Source organism: Saccharopolyspora sp. NPDC050389, assembly GCF_040655595.1.
Classification (GTDB): domain Bacteria; phylum Actinomycetota; class Actinomycetes; order Mycobacteriales; family Pseudonocardiaceae; genus Saccharopolyspora.
On the sequence record NZ_JBFAKG010000020.1, the window covers coordinates 35,132 to 61,793 of the forward strand.

At 69.5% G+C, this 26,662-nt stretch carries 27 protein-coding genes; 14 read left to right on the forward strand and 13 right to left on the reverse strand.

Going from position 1 to position 26,662, the window contains the following annotated elements; translation table 11 throughout:
- Nucleotides 1-113 precede the first annotated feature (113 nt).
- Genes AB0I53_RS15590 through AB0I53_RS15600 form a run of 3 tightly spaced genes read right to left on the reverse strand, consistent with a single transcriptional unit; the run spans nt 114 to nt 2,166 of the window.
- Nucleotides 114-557, reverse strand: a complete 444-nt coding sequence (locus tag AB0I53_RS15590) for a thioredoxin family protein (protein WP_358602376.1) — start codon at nt 555-557, stop codon at nt 114-116.
- The gene (locus AB0I53_RS15595; RefSeq protein WP_358602379.1) at nt 554-1,357 is read right to left on the reverse strand and encodes an LmeA family phospholipid-binding protein; all 804 of its coding nucleotides are present in this window, start codon (nt 1,355-1,357) and stop codon (nt 554-556) included. Before AB0I53_RS15595 ends, AB0I53_RS15590 begins: the two co-directional genes overlap by 4 nt.
- 50 nt (nt 1,358-1,407) lie before the next feature.
- Nucleotides 1,408-2,166, reverse strand: coding sequence for an alpha/beta fold hydrolase (locus tag AB0I53_RS15600; protein ID WP_358602382.1), 759 nt, complete (start codon nt 2,164-2,166; stop codon nt 1,408-1,410).
- A gap of 187 nt (nt 2,167-2,353) precedes the next feature.
- Between AB0I53_RS15600 and AB0I53_RS15605 the strand changes: the two genes are divergently transcribed.
- On the forward strand, nt 2,354-3,106 hold the full coding sequence (locus AB0I53_RS15605) for a response regulator transcription factor (protein WP_358602385.1): 753 nt from the start codon (nt 2,354-2,356) through the stop codon (nt 3,104-3,106).
- Nucleotides 3,107-3,423: 317 nt separating this feature from the next.
- Here AB0I53_RS15605 and AB0I53_RS15610 read toward each other — a convergent pair whose 3' ends face one another.
- Nucleotides 3,424-4,653, reverse strand: coding sequence for an APC family permease (locus AB0I53_RS15610; protein ID WP_358602388.1), 1,230 nt, complete (start codon nt 4,651-4,653; stop codon nt 3,424-3,426).
- 130 nt (nt 4,654-4,783) lie between these two features.
- Here AB0I53_RS15610 and mshD point away from each other — a divergent pair, with 130 nt between their 5' ends.
- The 5 genes from mshD (at nt 4,784) to pstB (ending at nt 9,889) form a co-directional block, all read left to right on the forward strand.
- On the forward strand, nt 4,784-5,731 hold the full coding sequence (gene mshD / locus AB0I53_RS15615) for a mycothiol synthase (protein WP_358602576.1): 948 nt from the start codon (nt 4,784-4,786) through the stop codon (nt 5,729-5,731).
- 218 nt (nt 5,732-5,949) lie between these two features.
- Nucleotides 5,950-7,065, forward strand: coding sequence for a phosphate ABC transporter substrate-binding protein PstS (pstS, locus tag AB0I53_RS15620; protein WP_358602391.1), 1,116 nt, complete (start codon nt 5,950-5,952; stop codon nt 7,063-7,065).
- Nucleotides 7,066-7,231: 166 nt separating this feature from the next.
- The gene (gene pstC / locus AB0I53_RS15625; protein WP_358602579.1) at nt 7,232-8,191 is read left to right on the forward strand and encodes a phosphate ABC transporter permease subunit PstC; all 960 of its coding nucleotides are present in this window, start codon (nt 7,232-7,234) and stop codon (nt 8,189-8,191) included.
- Nucleotides 8,188-9,102: a phosphate ABC transporter permease PstA gene (gene pstA, locus AB0I53_RS15630; RefSeq protein WP_358602394.1), complete on the forward strand. Its 915-nt coding sequence runs from the start codon at nt 8,188-8,190 to the stop codon at nt 9,100-9,102. The genes pstC and pstA overlap by 4 nt, the downstream gene beginning before the upstream one ends.
- 10 nt (nt 9,103-9,112) lie before the next feature.
- Complete coding sequence (gene pstB, locus AB0I53_RS15635) at nt 9,113-9,889, forward strand: phosphate ABC transporter ATP-binding protein PstB (protein WP_358602397.1); 777 nt, start codon at nt 9,113-9,115, stop codon at nt 9,887-9,889.
- Nucleotides 9,890-10,008: 119 nt separating this feature from the next.
- On the opposite strand, the gene AB0I53_RS15640 is transcribed toward pstB, so the two are convergent.
- Nucleotides 10,009-10,569, reverse strand: coding sequence for a helix-turn-helix domain-containing protein (locus tag AB0I53_RS15640; RefSeq protein ID WP_358602400.1), 561 nt, complete (start codon nt 10,567-10,569; stop codon nt 10,009-10,011).
- 86 nt (nt 10,570-10,655) lie between these two features.
- On the opposite strand from AB0I53_RS15640, the gene AB0I53_RS15645 reads away from it, so the two are divergent.
- From AB0I53_RS15645 to AB0I53_RS15655, 3 genes are all read left to right on the forward strand, one after another.
- Nucleotides 10,656-11,546: a zinc-binding dehydrogenase gene (locus AB0I53_RS15645; RefSeq protein ID WP_358602403.1), complete on the forward strand. Its 891-nt coding sequence runs from the start codon at nt 10,656-10,658 to the stop codon at nt 11,544-11,546.
- A 1-nt stretch (nt 11,547) separates the two neighbouring features.
- Nucleotides 11,548-12,234: a TIGR03564 family F420-dependent LLM class oxidoreductase gene (locus AB0I53_RS15650; protein WP_358602406.1), complete on the forward strand. Its 687-nt coding sequence runs from the start codon at nt 11,548-11,550 to the stop codon at nt 12,232-12,234.
- A gap of 101 nt (nt 12,235-12,335) precedes the next feature.
- Nucleotides 12,336-15,341: a Tn3 family transposase gene (locus AB0I53_RS15655; protein WP_358602408.1), complete on the forward strand. Its 3,006-nt coding sequence runs from the start codon at nt 12,336-12,338 to the stop codon at nt 15,339-15,341.
- A gap of 233 nt (nt 15,342-15,574) precedes the next feature.
- On the opposite strand, the gene AB0I53_RS15660 is transcribed toward AB0I53_RS15655, so the two are convergent.
- Together AB0I53_RS15660 and AB0I53_RS15665 are read right to left on the reverse strand one after the other, a co-directional pair.
- Nucleotides 15,575-15,895, reverse strand: a complete 321-nt coding sequence (locus AB0I53_RS15660) for a MerR family transcriptional regulator (protein WP_358602411.1) — start codon at nt 15,893-15,895, stop codon at nt 15,575-15,577.
- Nucleotides 15,896-16,690: 795 nt separating this feature from the next.
- Entirely contained in the window at nt 16,691-16,849 is a 159-nt protein-coding gene (locus tag AB0I53_RS15665; RefSeq protein WP_358602414.1) for a hypothetical protein, read from the reverse strand.
- 256 nt (nt 16,850-17,105) lie between these two features.
- On the opposite strand from AB0I53_RS15665, the gene AB0I53_RS15670 reads away from it, so the two are divergent.
- A complete protein-coding gene (locus tag AB0I53_RS15670; protein ID WP_190818311.1) occupies nt 17,106-17,309 on the forward strand; it encodes a cold-shock protein in 204 nt (67 codons plus the stop codon).
- 163 nt (nt 17,310-17,472) lie between these two features.
- On the opposite strand, the gene AB0I53_RS15675 is transcribed toward AB0I53_RS15670, so the two are convergent.
- On the reverse strand, nt 17,473-17,748 hold the full coding sequence (locus tag AB0I53_RS15675) for a hypothetical protein (protein WP_358602418.1): 276 nt from the start codon (nt 17,746-17,748) through the stop codon (nt 17,473-17,475).
- A gap of 62 nt (nt 17,749-17,810) precedes the next feature.
- On the opposite strand from AB0I53_RS15675, the gene AB0I53_RS15680 reads away from it, so the two are divergent.
- From AB0I53_RS15680 to AB0I53_RS15690, 3 genes are all read left to right on the forward strand, one after another.
- Nucleotides 17,811-18,488 (forward strand): hemolysin III family protein, encoded by a 678-nt coding sequence (locus tag AB0I53_RS15680; RefSeq protein ID WP_358602421.1) that lies wholly within the window; start codon nt 17,811-17,813, stop codon nt 18,486-18,488.
- 253 nt (nt 18,489-18,741) lie between these two features.
- A complete protein-coding gene (locus tag AB0I53_RS15685) occupies nt 18,742-19,413 on the forward strand; it encodes a recombinase family protein (RefSeq protein ID WP_358602424.1) in 672 nt (223 codons plus the stop codon).
- A 42-nt stretch (nt 19,414-19,455) separates the two neighbouring features.
- The gene (locus tag AB0I53_RS15690; RefSeq protein ID WP_358602427.1) at nt 19,456-19,728 is read left to right on the forward strand and encodes a hypothetical protein; all 273 of its coding nucleotides are present in this window, start codon (nt 19,456-19,458) and stop codon (nt 19,726-19,728) included.
- Between the two features lie 67 nt (nt 19,729-19,795).
- Here the strand turns inward: AB0I53_RS15690 and AB0I53_RS15695 are convergent, their stop codons facing one another.
- A complete protein-coding gene (locus AB0I53_RS15695; protein ID WP_358602429.1) occupies nt 19,796-20,152 on the reverse strand; it encodes a nuclear transport factor 2 family protein in 357 nt (118 codons plus the stop codon).
- A 112-nt stretch (nt 20,153-20,264) separates the two neighbouring features.
- Here AB0I53_RS15695 and AB0I53_RS15700 point away from each other — a divergent pair, with 112 nt between their 5' ends.
- Complete coding sequence (locus AB0I53_RS15700) at nt 20,265-21,068, forward strand: helix-turn-helix transcriptional regulator (protein WP_358602432.1); 804 nt, start codon at nt 20,265-20,267, stop codon at nt 21,066-21,068.
- A 44-nt stretch (nt 21,069-21,112) separates the two neighbouring features.
- On the opposite strand, the gene AB0I53_RS15705 is transcribed toward AB0I53_RS15700, so the two are convergent.
- The 4 genes from AB0I53_RS15705 to AB0I53_RS15720 form a co-directional block, all read right to left on the reverse strand.
- Nucleotides 21,113-21,670 (reverse strand): Uma2 family endonuclease, encoded by a 558-nt coding sequence (locus tag AB0I53_RS15705; RefSeq protein WP_358602435.1) that lies wholly within the window; start codon nt 21,668-21,670, stop codon nt 21,113-21,115.
- Between the two features lie 198 nt (nt 21,671-21,868).
- Nucleotides 21,869-22,726: a helix-turn-helix transcriptional regulator gene (locus AB0I53_RS15710; protein ID WP_358602438.1), complete on the reverse strand. Its 858-nt coding sequence runs from the start codon at nt 22,724-22,726 to the stop codon at nt 21,869-21,871.
- Nucleotides 22,727-22,859: 133 nt separating this feature from the next.
- Nucleotides 22,860-23,507 carry a phosphate signaling complex protein PhoU gene (gene phoU, locus AB0I53_RS15715; RefSeq protein ID WP_358602440.1) on the reverse strand — a complete coding sequence of 216 codons (648 nt, stop codon included), beginning with the start codon at nt 23,505-23,507 and terminating at the stop codon, nt 22,860-22,862.
- A gap of 99 nt (nt 23,508-23,606) precedes the next feature.
- Nucleotides 23,607-26,276 (reverse strand): LCP family protein, encoded by a 2,670-nt coding sequence (locus AB0I53_RS15720; RefSeq protein WP_358602449.1) that lies wholly within the window; start codon nt 26,274-26,276, stop codon nt 23,607-23,609.
- Nucleotides 26,277-26,662: the final 386 nt, after the last annotated feature.

Genomic DNA, 26,662 nt, shown 5'->3' on the forward strand with positions numbered 1-26,662 from the left:
CGCACGCGGTCGAGCGCCTGGCCCGTCACGCACCGCACGGCCTGCGCTCACGGCCCCGTGACCAGCCGAAACATCGAGTCGCAGGGTTCCGGTCGGCCTGGAAGGCCCGCGGGTCACACGAGGTGGGGTTCCAGGGCGGTGGCGAGTTCGTCGCGGCGCGGGACGCCGCCGACGCGGAACAGTTCCCGGCCCGCGTCGTCCAGCACGAGCGTCGTCGGAGTGCGGTGCACCCCCAGCGGCGTCGACCACTCCGGATGATCCGTGAGGTCGACCTCCACGTGGCGCACGCCGTCGGTGCGCCCGACGAAGTCGGCCAGCAGGATCCGGGTGTGCCGGCAGGGCGCGCAGAACGTGGTGGACAGCTGCAGCAGCGTCACCTTCGCGCCGTCGTCCGGGGCGTCGGCGAGCTGCCGCCGCAGGCCCTCGGGAAGCTTGTCGAACATGCTCTCCTCGCCGCCGGTCTTCGTCCGCACTTTGCCTTCCCGGGCCCGCCACACCAGGCCGAACACCAAGGCGACGGCGACGGCGATCAGCAGTGCCCCGGTACCCGCGTTCACCCCGTGCTCACCCCGCTGGAGTTGATGGTGACGTTCTCGGCGATGCCCTCGATGACCAGCGCGCCCCGCTCGACGCGCACCGCGGTCGGCTTGATCTCGAACGGCAGCATGCCCGGGTCGAGGGTGGTGCTGAACTGCTTGAGCACCGACTGCTCGAACAGCTTCGGCAGCTCGATCCGGCCCAGCGCGCTGTTGTTCAGGTCCAGCTTCCGCGGCTCGATCTTCATCTTGTCGTCGGCCAGGGACAAGACCGCGATGACCCGCACCTTGTTGTCGGAGCCCGCGATGTTCACGGTGCCGTCGAGCTGCACCACGGCCTTGGTGTCATCGGTGCCCGCCGCGAGCTGCTCGTCGGCGCTGCTGATGTTGCCGTCGTCGTCGGCCAGCGCGTCCTTGGTGGCCGGCTCGATCGTCAGGTCCTGGATGCCGATCAGCCGCGCGATGTCGGAGGCCTTCAGCTTCACCCGGCCGACGAGCTGGTCGACGGTGATGTGGTCGGCGGTGCCGGAGATCACGTCGGCGGTGGACACCCGCGCGCCGTGCAGGTCGGCCTCGATGCCGACCTCGTTGAGCTGCCCGACCTGCACCGCGTTGGCGGCCAGTTGCACGTCGCGGTAGTTCCCGGCGATGGCCTGGGTGAGGAACGGGAAGCCGTTGATCCGCACGTCCGGGTTCTCGCGGAGCTTCATCTGCTCGGCGAGCCGCTTCGACACCTGGTACTCGGCGATCGCGGCGGCGCCGAAGTCGGCGCCCACCAGGAGACCGACGATGATGACTAGGGCGATGGCGAGCTTCTTCACCGAGCGGTCCGTTCTGTCGGGGCAGGTGGCCGGTGGCTGTCCGCCGAGCTCTAGCGGCCACCACGATCGGGTGGCCCCACTGTATCGGCCGCCCACCCGGCGATGCGGTCCACCAACTCGGCGCTGGTCGCGCTCTCGGCGTGCCGCATGCCCGGTACCAGCCACAACTCGCCGCCGCCTGCCTCGCTGAGCGCCACGGCATCGGCCACCGGGAAGTAGTGGTCCTGGTCACCGTGCACGACCAGCAGCGGCACTGGGACGCGCGGCGCCAGCTCGATCGGCGAGATCGGCACGTCCGGCCAGGGCGGGGCGAGGCGGACGCCCAGCAGCCGGGCGCTCCACCGGCCGTGCGGCTGCTCGACCAGCCAGTGCACCCTGCGCATCGCGGCCGTGTCGCGGACCCACCAGCGCGCCGGGCTGCTCACCGAGATCACCGCGTCCGGCGGCGCGGACAGCGCCGCGTGGCGCAGCACCACCGAGCCGCCCAGCGAGAACCCGACGGTGACCACCTTGCGGCAGCCGAGCTCGCGGAGGCGCTCGACGGCGGCGGCGATGTCCTGCGCCTCGGCGGGCCCGACGGTGGTGCGGCCGCCGGAGCGGCCGTGGCCGCGGAAGTCGACCGCGAGCACCGGGGCGTGGTCGGCCAGCCGTTCCAGCACGCGCCGCACGACGGGCTTGCGCACGTGGTTGGTGAAGCCGTGGCCGACCACGAAACCCAGGTCGGCGGGCAGCCCGGGACCGGGGTAGAGCAGCCCGCTCAGCGGCGTGCCGTCGGCGGCGGTGAGCGTGACCCCGCGCACCCGACACATGCCCGTAACAAATGGTCGCCCACCGTTCACAAATGTGATGCCGCCGGTTGGACCTGGGTTTTTCCGCCGCATTTCGGTTATTCTCCTTGCCATCCACAGGCAACGACGCCGGGTCATCCGCCGATTTCGGATGACCACTCTCCCACCGGTCGTCGGTGTTTCTCGCCTTGGGACGGAGGCCCCTCAGATGAGCTCCGAGCTGCTCCTGCTGACCAGCGAGCCGAACTGCGAAGAGGTGTTGCCCGCGCTGGCCCTGCTGCCGCACCGGGTCCGCGCCCTGCCCGCCGATCCAGGCGCCATCCTCTCCGGCGGCGCGCACGACGTGATCATCGTCGACGCCCGCAACGACCTGGTCGGCGCGCGCGACCTGTGCCGCCTGCTGGCGGCCGGGGACGTGCCGGTGGTCGCCCTGGTGAACGAGGGCGGGCTGGTCACGATCAGCGCCGAGTGGGGAGTCGACGACATCTTGCTGCCGACGACCGGCCCGGCCGAGATCGACGCCCGCCTGCGGCTGCTGGTGTCGCGGCGCACCAGCGCCAGCTCCGGCGGCGACGGTTCGCTGAGCGTCGGCGAGCTGGTGATCGAGGAGGCGACCTACACGGCGCGGCTGAAGGGCCGGGCGCTGGAGCTCACCTACAAGGAGTTCGAGCTGCTCAAGTACCTCGCCCAGCACGCGGGCCGGGTGTTCACCCGGGCCCAGCTGCTGCAGGAGGTGTGGGGCTACGACTTCTTCGGCGGCACCCGCACCGTCGACGTCCACGTGCGGCGGCTGCGCGCGAAGCTCGGCCCGGAGCACGACTCGATGATCGGCACGGTCCGCAACGTGGGCTACAAGTTCGTCCGCCCGAGCCGCGGCAACGGCGCGCGGAAGGCGGAGCCGGCCGAGCTGGAGCACGCGGAGTTCGAAGCGATCGAACGCGAGACGGCCGCGACCTACTGATCCACCCGCGAGGCGCCTCCGGCCGATCCGGCCGGGGGCGCCTTCGCGCATTCCGGGCAATTCCCCCAAGAATTGTTGATCTTCGCCTCGGGTTCGAGTTCCCGATTTCGCCCAAAAATGGGCGGCCCAATTTTTAGGCAAAATCGGAAAACTTCGAACTTTCCTTCCGTATTGCGGAACGATTCGGGGACGATTCACCTTGGTGCGGTGCTATGTCGCAAAGAACTGACGTTCGCCCGAGGTGATGATCAATTTCTCGCGGAATTACGCCGGATCCAGATGCCTGGTGTCGGCTACGCGCGGTGACCGAGGCGCCGTCAGGCGCGGGAGCGGTGGCGCCAGGCCCAGACGGCGGCGCCGAGGGCGAAGCAGGCGAGGCTGCTGAGCACCGATGCCCACGGCAGCGCGAACGCCAGAACCACGCAGCCGACGAAGCCGAGCACCGGCAGAGCGAGCGGGAACCAACGCTGGTCGCGAGGCAAGGTGAACGCCGAAGCGTTGGCGATCGCGTAGTACACCAGCACGCCGAACGACGAAAAGCCGATCGCACCGTGCAAATCCGTGACCAGCACCAGCACGACGACGGCTACGACGATCACCAACTCCGCGCGGTGCGGAGTCGAGAACCGCGGATGCACCGCGGCCAGCGGAGCGGGCAGATCGCGCTCCCGGGCCATCGCCAACACCGTCCGGCCCACGCCGGCGAGCAGCGCGAGCAACGCGCCAAGCGCAGCAACCCCGGCGCCGACCACCGCAACCGGCGCCAGCTGGGACAACTCACCCGCGCGCACCGCATCGGCCAGCGGAGCCGACGACGCCGCTAGGCCCGCCGGGCCGAGAGCCGCCAGCAGCGAAACCGCCACCACGAAGTACAGGCACACCACGACCCCGAGCGCGATCGGAATCGCGCGCGGGATCGTCCGCCGCGGATCGCGGACCTCCTCGCCGAGCGTCGCGATGCGGGCGTAGCCCGCGAACGCGAAGAACAGCAGACCGGCGGACTGCAGGACGCCCAGCGGAGCAGGCGGCGGGGACGCCGAGGCGGCAGCCGAAGCGCCCCCGAGCCAGATCGCGACCAGCGTGCACGCGAGCGCCGCGAGCGTGACCGCGAGCAGGATGCGAGCGAGCTTGGCGGTGCGGGTGACGCCGACGTAGTTCACGGCGCCCAGAGCCGCGGCGAACGCCGCGGCGACGGGCTTGGCGGCGGCGGGGGCAAGGTACTCGGCGGCCGTCAGGGCCATCGCCGCGCACGAGGCGGTCTTGCCGAGCACGAAGCCCCAGCCCGCGAGGTAGCCCCAGAACGGGCCGAGCCGTTCGCGGCCGTAGACGTAGGTGCCGCCCGCCGCCGGGTACCGGGCCGCGAGGACCGCGGAGCTGCTCGCGTTGCAGAAAGCGATGATCGCCGCGATGACCAGGCCGATGATCAGGGCCGATCCGGCCGCTGCCGCTGCCGGGGCGAAGGCGCTGAACAGGCCCGCTCCGATCATGGCCGTCAGCCCGATCGTCACCGCGTCCGCGGTGTTCAGGCGTCGGCGGAGCTCGGTCACGTGATGTTCCTGGGGGAGTTCGCGCGTGGTTTCGGCACCTGCACCGCCCGGGGGAAAGAGTTCGCGGACAAGTCTTAGCGTTCTGCCCGCGTCAACCGCAAGGTTCGTGGGTAACGTCGGTGGCGTGCAGCTGACTTGGCGAAATGGACTGGACAGCAGTGAAGCGGCCGAGGTCATGGCCTTGCTCGACAAGGCCGAGCAGGCCGACGGGGTGGCCCCGGTCGGCGAACACGTGATCTTGCGCCTGAAGGCGCATCGCGACGTCACCCACCAGATCGAGCCGGTGCAGGCCGACGTGCGCTCCGAGCACTTCGTGGTGCGCGACTCCGGGAGCGTGCTCATCGGGTACGCGCATCTCGACACCGAGCACGAGAAGACCGCCGGTCAGCTCGTCGCCGAGCTGGCCGTGCACCCCGACCACCGCCGCAAGGGAGCCGGCGCCCGCCTGGTCGAGGCGCTGCTGGACCGCGCCGAGCTCTCCCCGGAACCCGCACCCGACCTGGGCCGCCTGCGGATCTGGTCGCACGGCGAGCACCCCGGCGCGGTGCGGCTCGCCGAGCGCTTCGGGTTCAGCCGGCCGCGCGAGCTGTGGCGGATGGGCCGCGACCTCGCCGCGCCGGAGCTGCCCGAGCCGGAGACCGCGGAAGGCGTGCGGATCCGCACCTTCCAGGTCGGTCGGGATGAACCCTCCGTGGTCGCGGTGAACCACCGGGCGTTCTCCTGGCACCCCGAACAGGGCGACATGACCGAGCAGGACGTGCGTGCCAAGGAACGCGAGGAGTGGTTCGACCCCGACGGGTTCTTCCTCGCAGTGGACGGCGCGGACCGGCTGCTGGGCTTCCACTGGACCAAGGTGCACCCCGATGGCATGGGCGAGGTCTACGTCGTCGGAGTCGATCCGGATGCGCAGGGCGGCGGGTTGGGTCGGTCACTCACGGTGGCCGGATTGCGACACCTTCGCGACACTGGAACCCGCCAGGTGATGCTTTACGTCGAGGGTGACAACGCGCCCGCCATCAAGGTCTACCAGCGGTTGGGATTCGATAAATGGGACACGGACGTGCAATTTGGGCGCTGATCGATCTTTGCCGTGAGTCACTAGATCACTCGAGAGCCGGGTCACCAATCCCCCGATTGACTGTGGGCCTGCTTACTTAGCGTGCCTTGTTCACTTCCCGTTCACTTCGATGGCGAAGACCGTCCACCCCGACTCCCTAGCGTCCCTGGCGAGCGGCAAAACACGGGCCTGCGCCTGCTCGGCCGCGCAACCGCAGGGTTTCCAACTGGAGGAACGAAGTGAAGATCAAGCGGCACAGCGCTGCGTTCGCCGTTCTCGCCGCGGGCGCGCTCGTGCTCGCCGGCTGCGGCTCGGACCAGAACACCCCGCAGGGTGGCGGCAACCCGGCACTGGACGGTCTCCAGGTCGAATGCGGCACCAAGCCGGTCTCCGCGGAGGGTTCCTCCGCGCAGAAGAACGCCATGGACGTCTTCGCCCGTGACTACGGCCTGAAGTGCGCGGGCCAGAAGCTCAACTACACCAAGTCGGGCTCCGGCAAGGGCGTCGCCGCCTTCACCGCCGGCCAGATCGACTTCGGTGGCTCCGACTCGCCGCTGAGCGAGGAGAAGGGCGAGGTCGCCAAGGCCGCCGAGCGCTGCCAGGGCAACCCGGCCTGGAACCTGCCGATGGTGTTCGGCCCGGTCGCGATCTCCTACAACCTGCCCGGCGTCACCGACCTGAACCTCAACGCCGACGTGATCGCCAAGATCTACCAGGGCCAGATCAAGAAGTGGGACGACCCGGCGATCAAGGCGCTGAACCCGAACGCGCAGCTGCCCGCCAAGGACGTCGTGCCGTTCTTCCGCTCGGACGAGTCCGGCACCACCGAGAACTTCCAGAAGTACCTGACCACCGCCACCGGTGGCACCTGGACCGGCAAGGGCAAGCAGTTCCAGGGCGGCGCGGGCATCGGCCAGGGCCGCGACGGCAGCGACCAGGTCGCGCAGTCGGTCAAGGCCACCGAAGGCAGCATCACCTACGTCGAGTGGTCCTTCCCGAAGAACCTCGGCCTGAGCATCGCCAAGATCGACAGCGGCGCCGGCCCGGTCGAGCTGACCACCGCCAACGTCGGCAAGGCCATCGAGAGCGCCGAGATCAAGGGTGAGGGCAACGACCTGCGCGTCAACCTCGACTCGATCTACGGCAACAAGGCCCCGGGCGTCTACCCGATCGTGCTGAACACCTACGAGATCGTCTGCTCCAAGGGTTACGACGCGGAGACCGCGAAGTCGGTCAAGGCGTTCCTGACCGTCGCCGCCAACGCCAACCCGCAGGAGTTGGAGAAGGCCGGCTACGTGCCGCTGCCGGAGTCCTTCAAGGGCAAGGTCCTGACTGCCGTCAACGCCATCTCGTGAGTAACCCGGGTCGCACCTACCCAGGGTGAACTACGAGTCGAACGGACGAAGTGAGAGGCTGCAAACAGCAGTGACCGACTCGACGAGAGCCGATCAGCGCCCCGCGGACACCGACAACGGTGCGCCGCGGGGCGCTTCGGCGCCCAGTTCCGGACCGGAGGCTCCCATTTCCGCTCCCGATACCTCCGCGGGCAAGAAGGTCCGCATCGGCGACCGGGTGTTCTCCACGGTCGCGACGGCCTCCGGCGCCTTCGTGGTCGCGATCATCGCCGCGATCGGCATCTTCCTGCTGATCCGCGCCGTCCCCGCGCTGCGGGTCGACCAGGTGAACTTCCTGTTCAGCAGGGAGTGGAGCACCTCGAACCCGAGCAACATGAGCTTCGGCATCATCGACCTGGCCTGGATCACGGTGGCCAGCTCGGTCGTCGCGCTGGTCATCGCGATGCCGGTCGCCTGCGGGATCGCGCTGTTCCTCACCCAGTACGCGCCGCGCTCCTTGGCCCGCCCCTTCGCCTACATCGTCGACCTGCTCGCCGCGGTGCCGTCGGTGATCTACGGACTGTGGGGCTACCTGGTGCTCGGCCCGGTGCTCAAGCCCGTCGCGCTGTGGCTGAACCAGAACCTCGGCTGGATCCCGATCTTCGCCAACGGCAACGCGCCGACCGACTCCGGCGCGAACGTCTTCACCGCCGGCATCGTGCTGGCCGTGATGATCCTGCCGACCATCACCGGCGTGAGCCGCGAAGTCTTCTCGCGGACCCCGAACATGCACATCGAGGGCGCCCTGGCGCTCGGCGCCACCCAGTGGGAAGTGGTGCGCACGACGGTGTTCCCGTTCGGCCGCAACGGGTTCATGGGCGGTTCGATGCTCGGTCTGGGGCGCGCGCTCGGCGAGACCGTCGCGCTGACCATCATCCTGAGCATGAGCACCGCGCCGCCGAACTACAGCGTCTTCGACGCCGGCGCCACCTTCGCCTCCAAGATCGCGCTCGGCTCCGGGGAGTTCAACAACAACCTGCAGGTCGGCGCCTACATCTCGGCCGGTCTGGTGCTGTTCGTCATCACCTTCGCGGTGAACGCGCTTGCCCGTTGGATCGAGAACTCCAGCGGTAAGGGGAAAGCATGAGGACCGACACCGCTGACGTGGAGCAGCTCGCGACCCCGCCGGCGTTCCAGCGGATCAGCTTCGGCCGCAAGTTCAAGAACAACCTGGCCACCACGCTGTTCGGGGCGGCCTTCGTGGTCGCGGTGGTCCCGCTGCTGTGGGTGCTGTGGACGCTGCTGGAGCGGGGCCTCAAGCCGCTGTTCAGCCCCACCTGGTGGACGAACTCGTTCAACGGGCTGCTGCCCAACGACTTCGGCGGCGGCATCAACCACGCGCTGGTCGGCACCCTGATGCAGGGCCTGGTGTGCGCGGTCATCTCGGTGCCGCTGGGCATCATGGTCGGCGTCTACCTGATCGAGTACGGCCGGGAATCCCGGTTCGCGCGGATCGCGACCTTCATGGTCGACATCCTCAGCGGGTTGCCGTCGATCGTCGCGGGCCTGTTCATCTACGCGCTCTGGATCACCACCTTCGGGTTCAGCCGCAGCGGCTTCGCGGTGGCGTTGTCGCTGGTGCTGCTGATGCTGCCGGTGGTCGTGCGGGTGACCGAGACGATGCTGCTGATCGTGCCGGACGAACTGCGCGAGGCGTCTTACGCGCTGGGCGTGCCCAAGTGGAAGACCATCCTGCGCATCGTGCTGCCGACCGCGCTGTCGGGCATCCTGACCGGTGTGATGCTCGGCCTGGCGCGAGTGCTGGGCGAGACCGCGCCGCTGCTGATCTTGGTGGGTTATTCGAGCTCGATCAGCCACAACCTCTTCGGAGGTGAGATGGCGTCGTTGCCGCTGGTGATCTACATGGAGCGCAGCACCGGGACGGTGGCCGGTGACTACCGGATGTGGGGCGCCGCGCTGACCCTCGTGCTCGTCATCATGCTGATCAACCTTGTCGCGTCGCTGCTGTCCAAGCTGCTCGCGATCAAGACGAAGTAGGGACCGAAACATGGCCAAGCGTCTCGACATCAAGGACCTGAACCTGTTCTACGGCAAGTTCCACGCCGTGCAGGACGTGACCCTGCAGGTGCCCGCCCGCAGCGTCACCGCTTTCATCGGCCCGTCCGGCTGCGGCAAGTCGACAGTGCTGCGCTCGCTGAACCGGATGCACGAGGTCATCCCGGGCACTCGGGTCGAGGGCAAGGTGATGCTCGACGGCGAGGACATCTACGCCAGCGACGTGGACCCGGTGCAGGTGCGCAAGACCATCGGCATGGTCTTCCAGCGGGCCAACCCGTTCCCGACCATGTCCATCCGGGACAACGTGGTGGCCGGCCTGAAGCTGGCGGGCGAGAAGAACAAGAAGAGGCTCGACGAGGTCGCGGAGCGGGCGCTGCGCGGCGCGAACCTGTGGGAAGAGGTCAAGGACCGGCTGAACAAGCCGGGCGGCGGCCTCTCCGGCGGTCAGCAGCAGCGGCTGTGCATCGCGCGAGCGATCGCGGTGCGGCCGGACGTGCTGCTGATGGACGAGCCGTGCTCGGCGCTGGACCCGATCTCGACGCTGGCGATCGAGGACCTGATTTCGCAGCTCAAGCAGGACTACACGATCGTCATCGTCACCCACAACATGCAGCAGGCGGCGCGGGTGAGCGACCAGACTGCGTTCTTCAACCTGCGCGCGGTCGGCGAGCCGGGCCAGCTGGTGGAGATCGACGAGACGGGCAAGATCTTCTCGAACCCGACCCAGAAGGCGACGGAGGACTACATCTCCGGCCGCTTCGGCTGATCGGATCAGGCGGTGAGGGGCGGCGGTTTCACGCGAAACCGCCGCCCCTCACGCTTGTCAGGTGGCGGTTTCGGGGTCGGCTCGTGAGTGGCTATTCCGGTAAGAACCGGAATCTTCGCTCACGAGCTCACCAGCAGCGCGGTGACCATGGACTGGACCGCGCTCGTGAAGGTGCTCTCGCCTCGGGTTCGCATGTGGCGGATCAGGTCGGCGTCGAAGGTCGCCAGGATCGCGTGGCTCAGGAAGTCCGCGTCGAGGTCTGGGCGTTCCGCCGTGATCAGGTTCGCGATGTGCTGGGCCCAGAAGCGGTAGCTGGGATCTTCGTGCTTGTGGTCCGCGCAGGCCGCTTCGTGGGCCGAGAGGAGCGCGGCGTTCTGCTCGCCGATGCCGGTCAGCTCCGCTAGGAACGCCATCAGCCGCTCGCGCGGCGGCGCGCCCGGGCCCAGCGGCGGCGGCCCGTTGGTGACGTTCTCGCGCAGCGCTCGGGAGCGTTCCTCCAGGATTTCCCTGATCAGGCCCGCGCGGCTGCCGAAGCGGCGGAACACCGTGCCCTTGCCAACTCCGGCTTCGGCCGCGACCTCGTCGAGCGAGACGTGGCCGCGCTCCGCCAGCAGCCGCTCGGCCGCCTGCAGCACCGCCTGACGGTTGCGTGCCGCGTCGGCTCGCTCCTGCCTCGCCACATCCCCTCCAAAAAACCGGACCGTCGGTCCGCCTATGCTACCGTCGATTAAACGGACCGCTGGTCCGGTTATCTTCTGGAGGGAACATGCGAGCACTCGTCGCCGACCCGGCGGCTCCCGCGAAGTTGCGCATCGACGAGGCCCCGGAGCCGGCGCCGGGGCCCGGTCAGGTGCTGCTCGACGTCCACCACATCTCGCTCAACCACGGCGAAATCGCCTTCGCCGGCCGACTCGCCCCGGGCACCGTGCACGGCTACGACGCCGCAGGCGTCGTCGTGCAGGCGACCGAAGGGAGCCCGCCGGCCGGTGCGCGGGTGATCGCCTTCGGCGCGGGCGCCTGGGCGGAGCGCATGGCGGTGAACGCCGACGCGGTAGCGGAGGTTCCGGCGGCGGTGGACCTGGCCGACGCGGCGGCGCTGCCCATGGCAGGCTTGACCGCCCTGCGCACGCTGCGGACCGCGCCGATCCTCGGCAAGCGGGTCCTGGTCACCGGGGCTTCCGGCGGCGTCGGGCGCTTCGCCGTGCAGCTCGCGGCGCTCGGCGGCGCGCACGTCATCGCGCAGGCGAACCGGCAGGACGGCCTGGCGGAGCTGGGCGCGCACGAGGTCGTGCCAGACCTGGCCGGTGTGCGGCCGGTCGACCTGGTGCTGGACAACGTCGGCGGGCAGCTGCTGGTCGACGCCTGGAACCTGGTCAAGCTGGGCGGCAGCGTGCAGAACATCGGCTGGACCTCCGGCGAACCGGCGGTCTTCGAGCCCTACTCGATTTTCGCGGTCGGGCCGTCGAAATCGCTCAACACCTTCGGCGACGTCTCCGCGCCCGCCGAAGATCTGTCCACATTGGCCGGTCTGCTGGCGGCGGGCCGGATCTCGCCGGAGGTCGGCTGGCGAGGCTCGTGGGAACGCCTCGAAGAGGCCGCCGAAGCGCTGCTGCAGCGACGCGTCTCGGGCAAGGCCGTGCTGGATGTGAGGAGCTGACATGCGGATCGGGCTCTGCGTCGACGAGCGGACGCTCGCGCACGACGATCTGCTGGAGGCGGTTCGCGACGCCGCGGCCAGCGGTTTCGGGAGCTTCTGGCTGGGCCAGCACGCTTCGTGGGACGCGCTGACCTCGCTGGCCGTGATCGGTGCGGAGGTGCCGGGCATCCGGCTCGGCACCGCGATCGTGCCCACCTACCCGCGGCATCCGCTGGTGCTCGCGGGTCAGGCGCGCACGGTGCAGGCGATCACCGGCGGCCGGCTCGACCTCGGCATCGGCCCGAGCCACCGGATGATCGTCGAGGACCAGTTCGGCTACTCCTACGACAAGCCCGCGCGACACGTCCGGGAATACCTGACGGCGCTGGGCCCGCTGCTGCGCGGTGACGCCGTCGACTTCCGCGGCGAGACGCTGCGAGCGGCCGGTCAGGTCGAGATCCCGGGCGCCGAGCCGCCGCCGTTGCTGGTGTCGGCGCTGGGCCCGGCGATGCTGCGGATCGCGGGCGAGCTCGCGGATGGCGCGATCACGGTCTGGGCCGGGCCGCGAGCGCTCGACGAGCACATCGTGCCGACGATCCGATCGGTTGCGGCACAAGCGCGTGTCGTCGCCATGGTTGGCGCCCCGGTAGCAGACGCCGAAAAACCAACGCTTAGCCCTGTATTCGCACGTCAGCGCTCCGCTCCGTGATCTTGAAGCAGGTTTTGTGGGTGTGGACCCGCTGATCGGTGGTGATCGGGCCCGGCCAGGATGTCCGCCGTCAGTGATCAAGCGGATGTGCGGAGTTCTGGGTGTCGACGAGGTTTTTCTCCGACGAGGAGATCAAGCGGCTGCGGTCGTGGCCGGAGGAGCTGGGACGTAACGAGCTGATCCGCTACTTCACGCTCGGCTCCGACGATCGGGAATGGCTGGCCACCGCGGCGCGCGGCGCGGGCAACCGGATGGGCTTGGCGCTCCAGCTCTGCGCGCTGCCGTGGCTGGGGTTCGTGCCCGACGACGTCGCCGGGGCGCCGGTTGCGGCGGTGTCGCGGGTGGCGATGCAGCTCGGGGTGCCGATCTCGGAGCTGGTCGGCTACGGCGGCCGGGAGCAGACCCGCACCGAGCATTTACGACTGTTCGCAGCGCGGTTGGGTTGGCACACGGCGGCCGCAGTGGAGTGGAAGGAGCTGGAGGAGTTCCTGCTGGCCCGCGCGGTCGAGCATGACGCGCCGAGCGTGCTGTTTCGCCTGGCGTGCGAATACCTGAGTTCGGCGAAGGTGATGCGTCCCGGGGTGATCACACTGATGGGGCGCATCGCCACGGTGCGCCAACGAGCGGCGGCCGAGGTTTACACCCGCGTCGAGCACCTGCTCACCGAACACCGCCGGACCGAGATGGACGGGCTGCTGGTGGTCGAGCCCGGGATGACGACCTCGCGGCTGGCGTGGCTGCACCGCGGCGCGACCAGCGCCTCACCGCTGTCGATCCGTGCCGAGCTGGACAAGCTGCGCTACCTGCGCGATCTCGACGCGCACGCCCTGGACTTGTCGATGCTTCCCGGTGCCCGGCGCCGACGGTTGGCCGGGATCGGGCGCCGCGCCACCAACCAGGCGCTCGCACGACGCGACGTCGACAAGCGCTACCCGGTGCTGCTGGCCACGCTCGCCGAGTGCGCCGTGGAGGTCCTCGACGAGGTGGTGCAGATGTTTGACCAGGCGATCTCCGGCACCGAGAACCGTGCGCGCCGCAAGCTCGACGAGCTGCTGGCGCAGCGGGCGCGGGCCTCGGAGGACCGGCTGAGCCTGCTGGAGGAGATCCTGACGGTGACCACCGACCCGGACGTGCCCGATGTCGAGGTCGGCGCGAGGCTGCGCGCCGGCATCGGGCTGGACCGGATGCGAGCGGCCCGCCGTGGTCCGAAGGACCGGTTGCAGCGCGACCACGGGCACCTGGCGCTGATCGACGCCAGCTTCACCTACCTGCGCGAGTTCGTCCCGCACGTCATCTCCACCCTGCGTTTCGAGGCGTCGGTGGAGGCCAAACCCCTGGCCGCTGCCGTCGATGTGCTGCGCGAGCTGTATGCCCGGGGCGGGCGCAAGGTGCCTGGGGGCGCGCCGACGGAGTTCGTGCCGACCCGTTGGCGCGGCTACCTCGACCAGGCCGCCAAGTCCGGCAATGCCACGGCGTATCGGCACTACTGGGAGCTGTGCACCCTGCTCGGTCTGCGGGACGCGCTGCGCTCGGGCGATGTGTGGGTGCCGGGCTCGCGCCGCTACTCGGATCCGACGACGCTGCTGCTGCCCGCCGCGAAGTGGAATGCCTGGCGCGGCGAGTACTGCGCCCTGGTCGGCGTGCCCGGCTCCGTCGACCAGGCCCTCGGCGATGTCGGCGAGCAGCTGCGTGCCGCGCTCGGTGATCTGGAACCTCTGCTGGCTTCCGGCGAAGGGCCGGTGCGCATGACCGAGAAGGGCGAGCTCGTGGTCAATCGGCTCTCGGCCGAGGCGGTGCCCGACGAGGTCGACAAGCTCCGGTTAGAGCTGGTGGAGCTGCTGCCCCGGCCGCAGTTGACCGAGCTGCTCATCGAGGTCGACCGCTGGGCCTCGTGGTCGGATCAGCTCACCCACGCCGGCGGCAAGACCCACCGCGATCCGCAGCTGCGTCGCAATCTCTACGCGGCGATCCTGGCGCAGGCGTGCAACTTCGGCCTGACCGCGATGGCCGAGGCCTCGGGGATCTCCTACGACACCCTCGCGTGGACCACCGAGTGGTACCTGCGCGAAGACACCCTGCGCGAGGCCAATGCTGCGATCGTCAACCACCACCACCGGCTCCCGCTGGCGTCGGTGTGGGGCGGCGGCACCATGTCGTCCTCGGATGGGCAGCGGTTCCCGATGCGCGGCAAGTCTCTGACCGCACGGACGATGAGCCGCTACTTCGTCGACGAGGGCGTGGCCACCTACACCCACGTCTCCGACCAGCACTCCACCTACGGCACCAAGGTCATCCCGGTCACCGACCGCGAAGCCGTCTACGTCCTCGACGAGATCCTCGGCAACGCCACCGACCTGCCGATCACCGAGCACGCCACCGACACCTCCGGCCAAACCCTCACGGTCTTCTCGCTTTTCGCACTGACCGGATTCACCCTGTCGCCGCGGATCCGCGACCTCGGCGGCATCACCCTGCACCGGCTCGGCTCCCGGCGCGAAGTGTGCAGCGTGTTCCCGAACGCGGGCAAGCTGCTGACCGGAACCGTCGACATCGGACTGATCCGCAGCCAGTGGGACGAGATGCTGCGCCTGGCCGCGAGCCTGAAATACGGCCATTCCACCGCATCGCTGGTGGTCAGCAAGCTTCATGCCTCCTCGCGGCGCTCCGCGCTTGCCCAGGCTTTGGTGGAGTACGGCGGGCTTCAGCGCACCCTGTATGCCCTGCGCTACCTCGCCGATGAGGCCTACCGGCGGCGGATCACCCGTCAGCTCAACAAGGGCGAGAGCTTGCACTCGCTGCGTCGCGACCTGTTCTTCGCCCACGAAGGCACCGTGCGGCGCCGTCACCACGAGCAGCAGACCGAACAGGCCCTGTGCTTGTCGCTAGTGACCAACGCGATCATCACCTGGAACACCGCCTACCTCGAGCTCGCCCTCGCCTACCTCTCCCAGCGTCGGGGCCGCATCGACCGCAGTCTGCTCGCGCACGTCTCACCTGCGCTGATGGAACACGTCAATCCCTACGGCACGTATGAATTCCCGGTGGAAGCCGAGTACGCACGCACCGGCTACCGGCCGTTGCGCGAGCCAGAAGCGATCGGTGATTAGTCGGGGAATTTCTGGTCGTTGTAGCGGTCCGTGCCTGTGGAGCGCGTAGGTGCGTCAGGATGCGGTCGGTGTCGCTGAGGACGGTGTTGGCGACGTTGCGGTCGCGTTCGATCTCGGCGACGTCCGACCGCGCAGGTCGGCGCGGGCCTTCCGTCGAGGGTGGGCGCCTTCGTATTCGGGTGGGGTGATCGCCGCTTCGGAGGCGGTGCCCAGGCGTTTCGACAGAGGGATCGTCACGGTGGCGTCGGACCATTGAGGTTGCGGGCTTCCTGGAGTTGGTCTTCCAGGGTGACGATGCGGCAGGCGGCGTCGAGACCGGTGCCCTGGTCGACCAGTTCCCGGACGCGAGCGGCCAGGCGCAACTGGGAGCGGGAGTAGCGGCGGTGCCCACCGGAGGAGCGCTGCGGCTCGATCAGTTGTGCCTCGTCCAGGCTGCGTAGGAACGCTGGGGTGGTGCCGAGCATCTCGGCGGCGCGGCCCATGGTGTAGGCGGGGTAGTGCTCGTCATCGAACTTCTCGTCCGCGGTCTGCGGGTCGTGGGTTTCTGGGGTCATCGGCGCCTCCGCATCAAGAGGGGCCCCGGTGCTTTGGCACCGGGGCCCCAGGGTTGTGGGTTCCACTTCCATCAGCCGACCGTGAGATCGGCCTCCTGTGTCCGCGTGCTCCGCACCAGAGGCAGAGACTGCGGGGATCGCGTTCGCGTAACCGAAGACCACCTTCCAATCCGATGGGACTGCGGCACCCGCCCGGCGCAACTCAGCCGGAGGCAGGCGATCCGATGGTGTGCAACCCTTCCCTTCTCCTCTGTTTCCTGACTTACCTATCCTCACGCGACTGTCGGCTCCGGCCTCTTGCGTATGCCGGTCATGCCTTGCCGACTGTCCTTGGTCGCCTGCCGGAGCCCCATGCGCTGATCGGCCCCGGTACGCCTGACCGTCTTGCACTTGCTCACGGGTAGTTCGTCATCTCCCGTGCCACCTGACGTTCTCTCTCTTGCAACGAGCAGAAGATTACACACACTCAGCGGGGAATGTCTACTCCAGCGATCACAGATTTCATCGATCAGGTGAGGAAACTCCGCTCACCTGCGGGTTTCCGTCATGCTCATCCCCTACGGCTCGGGACGGGATCGGCCCCTCGCGCCGGCTCGCGGCCCTGCGCCGGGCTGCGAGCCGCCGACATCGTCCAGCTCGGTCGATGACGTGCGGGCCTCCAGGCGGCGGGGCCAGGCGCTCGTGCGCCGCCCGGCCACTGGTGGTGCCGCAACGTAGTCGATGCCCACGAGTGCCCGATGTGGAGTTTCTGTGGTCGCTGATACAGAAAATCCGCCCCTGCCCTGGTGTGGTCTCTCATGGTCCCGTGTAGGAGGCGGGCTGATCGGCCAGCAGCGCTCGGCGGGTGGGGATCGCCGTTGTTCCCGCCGTCAGCTTCGGCGGGCCAGGCGTGCCCGGCAGCGGGTCGACGAGGACACCCCGGCCGCTGCTGTGTGTCGGATCATCAGCCTTCAAGATCCACTCGTCGAATACGCCAGGCCGGGCGCTGACGCGCACAGCTGGGTGATCGTCGCGGCGTCCGGGGGGCGTGTAGGGTCGTTGGTGGTCGTTGTTTCTGGGTTCGTGTTTTGTGCATGCTCGCAGGATGTTGATGCGGGCGAGCTTCTTTCTTTGGTTGCAGCTGGAGTTAGCCGCCGTCTGAGATCCCCCGGCCCGGGCCTCCGCACGGTGTGGTCGCCCGTCATACCCCAGCTCCCAGGAGGAGACACGCATGACTAACGGAACCGTGAAGTGGTTCAACTCGGAAAAGGGCTTCGGCTTCATCGCTCCGAACGAGGGCGGGCCGGACGTGTTCGTGCACTACTCGGCGATTGATGCCGGCGGGTTCCGCAGCCTGGAGGAGGACCAGCAGGTGTCCTACGAGGTCAGCCAGGGCCCCAAGGGCCCGCAGGCCGACCTCGTGCGCGCGGTCTGACAACCCTCTCTGTTTCTCCGGTGGCTCCTCACCCGCTCGGGTGGGGAGCCACCGGTGCTTTCGGCGAGCGCATCCACCCCGCCTCGCCGCCTCCACACACACCGCCCGCACCGATCCTGGATCGGCGACGGGACAAGGAAGGAATGCCATCACCACATCAACATCACTGCACCGCCCGCGCCGCCAGCACCGCGGCGGCCTGGCCCCCGACCGGTTCTCCGACCGGGTACCGGCTGCCGGTGGGTGCACCCGCGCTCCGAGCTCGGTGAATCCGGTCCAGTTCGCCGAACCCGAACACACCCGGGCCATCCCCGAGCAGTACCACCCGATCGCTGACCACAGCCATGCCGGGATGCGCCGGTTGCGCACCCCGTTCGACACCGACCCGGCCTAGAAACCGCGGCAGCACGCTGCCGCCCTCGGCCGAGACGTCCTGCACCGCGCGTCGGTGGTGGTCAACAGCACCCAGCTGACCTGGCCCGGCTTATTTATGCTCGGGCCGTGACTCGCGTGCTCACTGCCCGCCGACCCGCCGCGCTTGTCAAGCCGAAACTGCGGGGCTGGATCCACCTGGGGTCGCTGGTTCTGTTCCTCGCCGCAGGTGCGGCGTTGATCGTGGTGGCTGCGGGTTTGCTCCCGGCCGCAGCCACGGCCGGAATCGCGATCTATGTGGCCACGGTGCTGGGCCTGTTCGGAGTCAGTGCCCTCTACCACCTCAAAAACTGGGTCTCGGCTGGTGCGCGCACATGGATGCGCCGCCTCGACCACTCGATGATCTTTCTGTTGATCGCGGGTACCTACACGCCGTTCGCGATGCTGGCCCTGCCGCCGGCCGTCGGCAGCGTCGTGCTCACCGTGATCTGGGTAGGTTCCCTCGCCGGCGTGATGCTCAAGCTCGCTTGGCCGCATGCGCCGCGCTGGGTCGGTGTCCCCGTCTACATCGCGCTCGGCTGGGTCGCGGTGTTCGTGTTGGGCGACCTGCTGCACAACACCGGGGTGAGTGCCCTGGTGCTGTTGCTGGTCGGCGGACTGCTCTACACCGCCGGTGCGGTGTTCTACGCGAGCCGTTGGCCCGACCCCTGGCCGACGACATTCGGCTACCACGAGTTCTTCCACTCTGCGGTGTCGGTGGCGGCGATCTGCCACCACATCGCCATCTGGCTGCTCCTGGTCCCATAAGCACCGCGCCGCATCGCGGACGCAGCGTGCGCTCCGACCTCCAGGCCCGCCACCAGTCCCCACGACCACCCGGCAGCGCGGCAGGTGTTGAGAATCGAACCTTTCTCAACATGATCAACAACAAGCCGGTTCGCAGCGCCGAACCGCCTGACTTGTGTCCGAAAAACGTGTTGTAAAGCCGGAGTGTCCAACAACTCGATCAGCACCCTTTGTCGTACAGTCGGCGCGCCCGCGATCATGAAAGGGGCCGCTGATGACCGACGCTCCGGCCGAACTCGTCCTCGACGGCGACCCGCTCGAGGCCATCGGCGGCGGCGCCCGTGTCGGCTACGCTCGGGTGTCCACCGCGGATCAGAACCTGCGCCGCCAGGTCGACGCCCTCACCGGCGCCGGGTGCATCCGGGTCTTCGAGGAGAAGCTGTCCGGCCGCAACGCCGAACGGCCCGAGCTGTGGGCCTGCTTGGACTACCTCCGCGAAGGCGACACTCTCGTCGTCCTGGAGCTCTCCCGCCTTGGCCGCAGCCTGCAAGATCTGCTGTCCCTGGTCAGCGGATTGCGCAAGCGCGGGATCGGGTTCACCTCGCTGCACGAGAACCTCGACACCACCACCCCCGGCGGCCGCCTGGTGTTCCACGTCTTCGCCGCCCTGGCCGAGTTCATCCGCGAGCTCATCGTTGACGGCACCCGTGAGGGCCTGGCCGCGGCGAAGGCCAACGGCGTCCGGCTCGGCCGGCCACCGGCCATGACCCCCGAGCAGGTCCGTCACGCCCGCGCGCTGCTCGCCGAGCCGGACAACACCGTGGCTTCCATCGCCCGCCTGCTCGGCGTCAGCCGGTCGACGATCTACAAGTACGTCCCCGAACTCAGCGCCAACCGGGCTCTCGAACCCGCTGAATCCCGCCCACCACCAGCGCTCCTGAGCTAAACGTTGCTTTTTCGGCGCGTGCTACCGGAACCCCTGGTTTCGGTGTCCGTCACGTCCGATGTGGACGGTGCGCGCGACCGTTTCGCCGCACAGCTCGCGGTCGCGGGCGAACTGCCCGCCTACCGGGCCGTGCTGGACCGCCAAGGCCTCGCCGGCCCGGAGGACGTCGCCGTCATCGGCGACGACGCGACGGTGGAACGCGCGCTGCGCCGCTACGCGGAGGCGGGCGCGACCGAACTCGTCGCGGTTCCCTTCGGAACCGACGAGGAACAGCGCCGCACCCGGCGACTCATGGCGACGCTGAACGGCGCATGAAGATCGGCCTGGCGTCGTGAGTGGCAATGGTCGCTGGAGCGGCCACAGCCACTCACGACCGGTCGCATCACATCGCCGGGACCTTGTCGAGGAATCCGTGGATCGCGCGGATCTTGGCGTTCTCGTCGAGGACCGCCACGTCGAAGCCCACCACCACCGCTTCGCCGCCCACCGGGCCGAGCTCCCAGGTGAAGCGGGCGATGTCGTGGTGGGCGTCGAAGACCTCGCCCGGGCGGAAGGCGAAGTCCGGGAACTGGGCCTGCACCGCGGCGATCGTGGCGTCGATGGCTTCCCGGCCTCGCACGTCGGCCAGCGGGTCGGTGTAGGTGCCTTCGTCGGCCCAGAGTTCGTCGACCATCGCGCGGCGCTTGTCGGCGTCCCGCTCGTTCCAGGTGGCGATGTAGCGGTCGAGGAGCTCGTTCATGGTGGAAACCCTTTCGTTCTGCGGTTCGGTGAGCACCACTCTGCGGCCCGGAAGTCATCGCGTCGATTACCCGGGAGGTAATGGCCCGGGTGGCTAATGTCGTGGTGTGACAATGGTGAAACAGCGCCAGGTTGGTGCGCTGCTCCGGGAATGGCGGGAACGGCGGCGGCTGAGCCAGATGCAGCTCTCGCTGGACGCCGACATCTCGACGCGGCACCTCAGCTTCGTGGAGACCGGCCGCTCGAAGCCCACCAAGGAGATGATCCTGCGGCTCAGCGAACGGCTCGACGTGCCGCTGCGGGAGCGAAACAGCCTGCTGCTGGCGGGCGGCTACGCCCCGGCCTACCCGGCGAGCGGCCTGGACGCGCCGGAACTGGCGGCCGTGCGGGCCGCACTGCGCCAGGTGCTCGCCGCGCACGAGCCCTTTCCGGCGCTGATCGTCGACCGGGCGTGGCGGCTGGTCGAGAGCAACGCCAGCGTCGGGCTGCTCCTCGAAGGCGCGGCCGCGGACCTGCTGGCACCGCCGGTGAACGTCCTCCGGCTGAGCCTGCACCCCGAGGGCGTGGCGCCGAACATCGTCAACCTCGGCGAGTGGCGCGCCCACATCCTCGGCCGGCTGCGCCGCCAGGCCACGGCGACCGCGGACCCGGCGCTCGCCGACCTGCTCGCGGAACTCCGCGCCTACCCGTGCGACCAACCGGAGCCGGAGGTCGAGCTACCGGGGGCGAGCGATGTCGTGGTGCCGCTGCGCTTGCGCCACGGCGACCGGGAGCTGTCATTGCTAAGCATGACGGCGGTTTTCGGCACCCCGCTGGACGTGACGGTCGCGGAACTGGCGATCGAGTCCTTCTTCCCGGCGGACCAGACCACAATGGACATCCTCCGCGCCCGATCGGAATCCCCCGATTTTGCCTGAAATTGGAGGACTTCCACGTCCGTCGGCCGCTGTGCGGGGCCCGCTCAGGTCAGTGCGAGCGTGAGGGGTTTCGGTGCGGCGGTCACCGCGATCGGGTCGGGCCCGAGCGGGAGGCGGTCGAGTTCGATCCATCGGCCGTGGTCATTGCGTTGGCCGACGAGTTCGGTAGTGGTGGAGTCGAAGGTGATCTCCCACAGGAACGGAATGCCCGCGGTTGCGTAGGCATGGCGCTTTTCCACCCGTTCCCGCGCGGTATTGCCGTCCGACCAGACTTCGACGACCAGGAGCACGTCTTCGGCTCGTGCCGGGTCGTCGTCGGTGTCGTGGGTCATGAGCATGACGTCCGGGATTAGCCCATCGCGCCGGGGCGTGGAAACGTCGACGGCAGCGGCGGTGACCGCCAGGTTCTCGGGGAAAGCGTCCTCGAGAACGGTGCGCACGAGATCGCCGATGCGCTGGTGCCGGCGGGTCGGGGCAGGGGACATGATCAACCAGCCTGCCAGAAGCTCCAACCGCCGCCCATTACCGGGCTGTGGCATCTCGTGCCACTCGGACACGGTGTGCGGTCCGAGCGCTGCGGGGACGGCGTGCGCGAGGCTCACGGCTCGGCTCCTTTCCTGACTGGAAGGTACAGAACCTGCAAGATTCCGTACTGACCCAGTGTCCCAGCTGCGGCAAGCGACGTCGACGCAAAGGCCCGGGTGTCGGCGCTGCACGGTTCCTTTTGGTGCTGGTAGCGGTCCGTGCGAGCGGCAGTTGGTCTAGCGCACGGCATTTGACCAGCGGAAACCGGATGGGCGTCAGGCCGGGGACTCGTCGGCGATGGCCGAGATGAAGGCGCTGGAGTCCTTGGGGTTCAGGGCTCGGGCGCAGACCTGCTCGAACGCCTTGAGGTAGTCGCCGGTGTCGTCGGGCTTGTCCAGGAACCGGGAGTTCGCCGAGTCGCCCAGGTGCACGACCTGCGGGTCGGCGTCGTCCGGGAAGGAGAACACCGCGATCCGGTCGCCCATCAGCGGATGCCCGCCGCTGCGGAACGGCAGCACCTGGATCGTGACGTTGCGCCGGTATCCCAGCAGCACCAGGTGCTCCAGCTGCTGGCGCATCACCCCGGAACCGCCGACGGCGCGCCGCAGCGCGGCCTCGTCGAGCACCGCCCACAGCTCCAGCGGGTTCTCCCCGAGCAGCCGTTGCTGCCGGGTGGAGATCACCGTCAGCCGCTCCTGCAGCTCGTCCGGGTCGTAGGTGTGCGCGCCGGCGGTCAGCAGAGCGCGGCTGTACTCGGCGGTCTGCAGCAGCTCCGGCAGCGGATCCGAGCCGTAGCAGCTCACCGCCTTCGCCGAGGTCTCCAGGCCGAGGTAGGTCTGCAGGCCGGGCCGCTGCGCGGTGCTCGGGTACTGCTGCCACCAGCCGCGCTGCTTGGAATCCTGCGCGAGATCCACCAGCGCCGAGAGCTGGTCGCTGGTGGCGCCGTAGAACTCGGCCATCAGCCGCACGTCGGAGGTGCGCACCGGCACCCGGCCGAGCTCGATCTGGCTGATCTTGCCCTGGGAGCAGTCCAGGTGGGCGGCGACTTCGCGGTGCGTGCGGCCGGCGGATTCGCGCAGCCGCCGCAGCTCGCTGCCCAGCCTTCTGCGGTGCACGGTCGGACTCTTACGCACCGGACACCCCGTCGGACGCTGTTCGGAACCTTCTCACCCGAACGAGCATCGCACACGACGATCGCAACAGCGAGTACTGAGACCGAGTATTAATACTTTTCCGGCTCGACCGCCCGTGACCTGCGACGACGGTTCAGCTGGTCGGCATCTTTCCGGTCACGACGAACACGACCCGGCGGGCCACCGAGACGGCGTGGTCGGCGAACCGCTCGTAGAACCGGCCCAGCAGCGTGACGTCCACCGCGGCCGCCACCCCGTACGACCACTCCGGGCTCATCAGCACGGTGAAGAGGTGCCGGTGGAGGTCGTCCATCTCGTCGTCGTCCTCTTCGAGTCCGCGCGCGGCCTCCACGTCCTGCGTGCGGATCACGGTGCGGACCCGGCCGGCCAGCTTGACGGCGATCCGGCCCATCTCGGCGAAGTACGGCTGCACGTCCTGCGGCAGCACCGCGTTCGGGTGGCGGCGGCGCGCGGTCTTGGCCACGTGCAGCGCCAGGTCGCCCATCCGCTCCAGGTCTTCGGCGGCGTGGATGGCGGAGATCACCGTGCGCAGGTCGCCCGCCACGGGCGCCTGCAGCGCCAGCAGGCCGAAGGCGTGCTCCTCGACGCGGGCCCGCGCCTCGTCCACCTGCACGTCCTCGTCGATCACCTGCTCGGCGAGCGACAGGTCGGTCTCCAGGAGAGCCTTGGTCGCGCGCTCCATGGCGGTGCCGACCATGGCCGACATCGAAGCGAGTTCATCGGCTAGCACGCCGAGCTGTTCCTGGTAAACCTCACGCATGACGACCAGAGTACTTCCAGCCGGAATCGGACAGAATGCCCCACGGTGAACCGGCGGTGAACGGGCCATGATGAACCCGTTCCCGAGGCCTGGGCCAGCTCAGCCGCAGAGGTCCGTGCCGGCGTTCACCGTGGAAAGCCCGTCCGGGACGGCCGGCGGCTGATTCGGGTCCGCGGGCTGCTGCTGCACCAGGCCGTTCGCCGTCGCCGCGGCACCTCCGCCGCTGGGCATGGCGTTGACGGACGCGGGCCCGCCGCTGCCCGACATGATCGGGGCGTCGTCGAGGATGGCCTGGAACAGCGACTTGGTGTCGCCCTCCCGCAGGACCTCCATGCCCTCTTCGTCGGCGTAGCCGGTGGTCGGCACGGTGATGAAGGTAACCCGGCTGGCGTCCAGGCCCTGCATCTGCTGGCCCAGGTCCATCAACCGGTCCACGCCGATGTTCTCGCCGAAGGTGTTCGCGCTGACCGCCTTGACGAAGTCGCCCAGCTTGCCCGGGTCGAGCAGCACCTGGCTGGACATCGTCTTGCGCAGCAGCGCCGAGAGGAACAGCTGCTGGCGCTGCATCCGGCCGTAGTCCGAGGTGGGGTCGCCCTTGACGTGGCGGGCGCGCACGTAGTTCAGCGCCTGCTCGCCGCTGAGGGTCTGCCGGCCGGCCTGGGGCAGCACGGTGCCGAGCGTGGAGTCGACGATCGGCTTCTCGGTGCAGATCTCGACGCCCTGCACCGCGTCCACCATCGACTTGAAGCCCTGGAAGTCGATGCCCAGGAAGCTGTTCACGCGCAGACCGGAGATCTGCTGGATGACCTTCGTCGTGCACAGCGGGCCGCCGATGGCGTAGGCCGAGTTCAGCCGCACGCCCTTGCTCGCCGGAACCTGCTCGCCGGTGTACTTGCCGGTGTTCGCGTCCCAGCGCTCGCAGGTGGGCATGTCGACCTTGAGGTCGCGCGGGAACGACACCAGGACGACCCGGCTCCGGTCGGCCGGAATGTGCGCGATGATCGTGGTGTCCGCACGGGCTCCGGGCTCGTCCTGCTCGCTGCCCACGCCGTCTTCGGCGGTGGCGCCGGCCCGGGTGTCCGAGCCGACCAGCAGGAAGTTCTGGTCGCCGGTCTGCTTGGCGATGTCCTTGATGGAGTCCGAGTTCGGGTCCAGCGCCTGGACGGACGGCGGGCCCCAGAGCGTGGTGGCGCCCCAGGCGATGCCGAGGGTCAGGAACACGGTCAGCGACGCGGCCATCGCCACCGCCATCACGATCAGATTCGTGCGGCGCTTGCGCTGCTTCTTCTTCCACTCCATCCGGGATTGGCCGTCGCGTCCCTCGACGAAGTCGAACGGGATGTCGGTGCCGAGCTCCGGCTCGCGGCGCTTGCCCAGCAGCCACGAGTACTTCTTGCGCCGGGCTGCCTCCTCGGCGGCGATCTCGTCGTGGACCTTGGAGAACCGCGCCAGCGTGGCGTCGATCTCCTTGATGTCGTTCTTGCGCTCCTCGACCTCTTCGCCGAACTCGTCGGCGTCCTCGAGGTCGTCGACGTCGTCCAGGTCGTCCAGATCGGCGGGCGCGACGATCGCCGTCTCCTCGGCGTCCGCGACGGGCGGCGCCACCGGCTTGGCGATGGTGGTCTTGTCGTCCCGCTTGGGCCGCGCGTCCCGCTTGGGCCGCGCGACCATCGCGGTCTTCTCGGCCTGCGGCGGGCCGGCGGGTACGGCTGGGTGCTGGGTGGTGGCTTCCAGGTCCGCGTCGACCGGAGGCGGCACCGGGCGGCCCGCGGCGGGGCGCGGCGCGCGGCGCGGCGGCTTGGCGGGGGCCGGCTCGCCGGTCAGCGCCTGGGTGATCCGGGTCGGCTCGGCCGCGGGCGGCTCGTTGCGCATCGGCGGCTCGGCGGGAGCGCCGTTGCGAGCAGGCGGCGGGACGGGAGCGCCGTTGCGAGCGCCACCGCGAGCGGGCGGCTCGATCGGTGCGCCGTTGCCGGTGGGCCGTTCCGGCGCGCCGTTGCGGGCCGGGGGCTCGGCCGGAGCGCCGTTGCGGACCGGGGGCTCGGAGGGGGCGCTGTTGCGCGCTGGCCGTTCGACCGGGGCGCCGTTGCGGGCAGCCGGCGGCTCGGCGGGGGCGCCGTTGCGGGTCGGGGGTTCGGCCGGGGCGCCGTTGCGCGCGGCGGCTCCTCCGGCGAAGGCTGCGGCGGCACCGCCGATGTTCGGCCGAGCGCGGCCCGCGGAGCCGTCGGCGGGCTGTGCCGGGCCCTCAGGGCGCGCGCGGCGGCGGCCCTGGCGGGGCTCGCCGTTCGGGGCCTGGGCGGCGCGAGCGCCCGACGCAGGCGGCGCCCAGCCGGGCGGCGGCGTGGCGGGCGGCGGCGTGGCGGGCGGCGGCGTGGCGGACGGGGTGCCGGGGCTCGGCGGCGGCGCGGGGCGGGAGCGGCGCGAGGCGCCCTCCGGCGCGGTCCAGCCGCGCGGGTCCGACTGCTCGGCCGGGCCCGGCGGGGTGTTCTGGGGCGGTCGCGCGGCGCGGCGCGGTTTCGACGCCTGCGGCGGCTGCGGTGCCTGGGGTGCTTGCGGGGGCTCGGGCTCGGCGGCGCGCCGGTGGTTCGAGCCGTTGCCCGGGCTCTTGCCGTGCTTGGAGAGCAGGTCGATGACGCGGGTTCCACCCGTGCCGTCGTCGCCCAATGCGCGCCTGCGTCGACCGGTCGAAGCGGCGGTGGCGTTGTCGGGGACGTCCTCGTCGGGGCGGGAACGACGGTGCCCGAATTCGCCATGCCGGGGGTCTTGCGGCACGCGTTTTCCCTCCCACCTGCGAAAGCCAACGGTCTACGAGTACTGCCGACGCGCTCGATACCCCCCGACGCGTATCGGTCGGCGCCTACGAGATAGTACGGCCGATCGCCCGAATTGACGATAGTGGGCGACAATTTCTTCACAATCAGTGCACGATCAGGCCCGAGACCTCGTTCAATGCGGCCATCTGTGCTAGTCAGGTTGACCGGGGTAAGTGGTTCTCAAATACACCCAGTGCTTTCGTGTGATCGCGATCAGTAGCCGGCGACCCTTCGCGTGGGGGGGGGGGGGCGCCGGGCCGCCAGTCCGGCCGCGCGGCCATCTTCCCCCCACCGCTAAGCCACCCCGGTCCGCCCCGCGAGCGACGGGTCGGAGCGCAGCCGGTC

What these genes read in the sequence shown, in the direction of transcription:
- AB0I53_RS15670 (WP_190818311.1), top strand. Translation starts at nt 17,106, where the DNA reads ATGACTAACGGAACCGTGAAGTGGTTCAACTCGGAAAAGGGCTTCGGC.
- AB0I53_RS15650 (WP_358602406.1), top strand. Translation starts at nt 11,548, where the DNA reads ATGCGGATCGGGCTCTGCGTCGACGAGCGGACGCTCGCGCACGACGAT.
- AB0I53_RS15700 (WP_358602432.1), top strand. Translation starts at nt 20,265, where the DNA reads ATGGTGAAACAGCGCCAGGTTGGTGCGCTGCTCCGGGAATGGCGGGAA.
- pstA (WP_358602394.1), top strand. Translation starts at nt 8,188, where the DNA reads ATGAGGACCGACACCGCTGACGTGGAGCAGCTCGCGACCCCGCCGGCG.
- pstB (WP_358602397.1), top strand. Translation starts at nt 9,113, where the DNA reads ATGGCCAAGCGTCTCGACATCAAGGACCTGAACCTGTTCTACGGCAAG.
- AB0I53_RS15600 (WP_358602382.1), bottom strand. Translation starts at nt 2,166, where the DNA reads ATGTGTCGGGTGCGCGGGGTCACGCTCACCGCCGCCGACGGCACGCCG.
- AB0I53_RS15695 (WP_358602429.1), bottom strand. Translation starts at nt 20,152, where the DNA reads ATGAACGAGCTCCTCGACCGCTACATCGCCACCTGGAACGAGCGGGAC.
- AB0I53_RS15645 (WP_358602403.1), top strand. Translation starts at nt 10,656, where the DNA reads ATGCGAGCACTCGTCGCCGACCCGGCGGCTCCCGCGAAGTTGCGCATC.
- phoU (WP_358602440.1), bottom strand. Translation starts at nt 23,507, where the DNA reads ATGCGTGAGGTTTACCAGGAACAGCTCGGCGTGCTAGCCGATGAACTC.
- AB0I53_RS15605 (WP_358602385.1), top strand. Translation starts at nt 2,354, where the DNA reads ATGAGCTCCGAGCTGCTCCTGCTGACCAGCGAGCCGAACTGCGAAGAG.
- AB0I53_RS15660 (WP_358602411.1), bottom strand. Translation starts at nt 15,895, where the DNA reads ATGACCCCAGAAACCCACGACCCGCAGACCGCGGACGAGAAGTTCGAT.
- AB0I53_RS15685 (WP_358602424.1), top strand. Translation starts at nt 18,742, where the DNA reads ATGACCGACGCTCCGGCCGAACTCGTCCTCGACGGCGACCCGCTCGAG.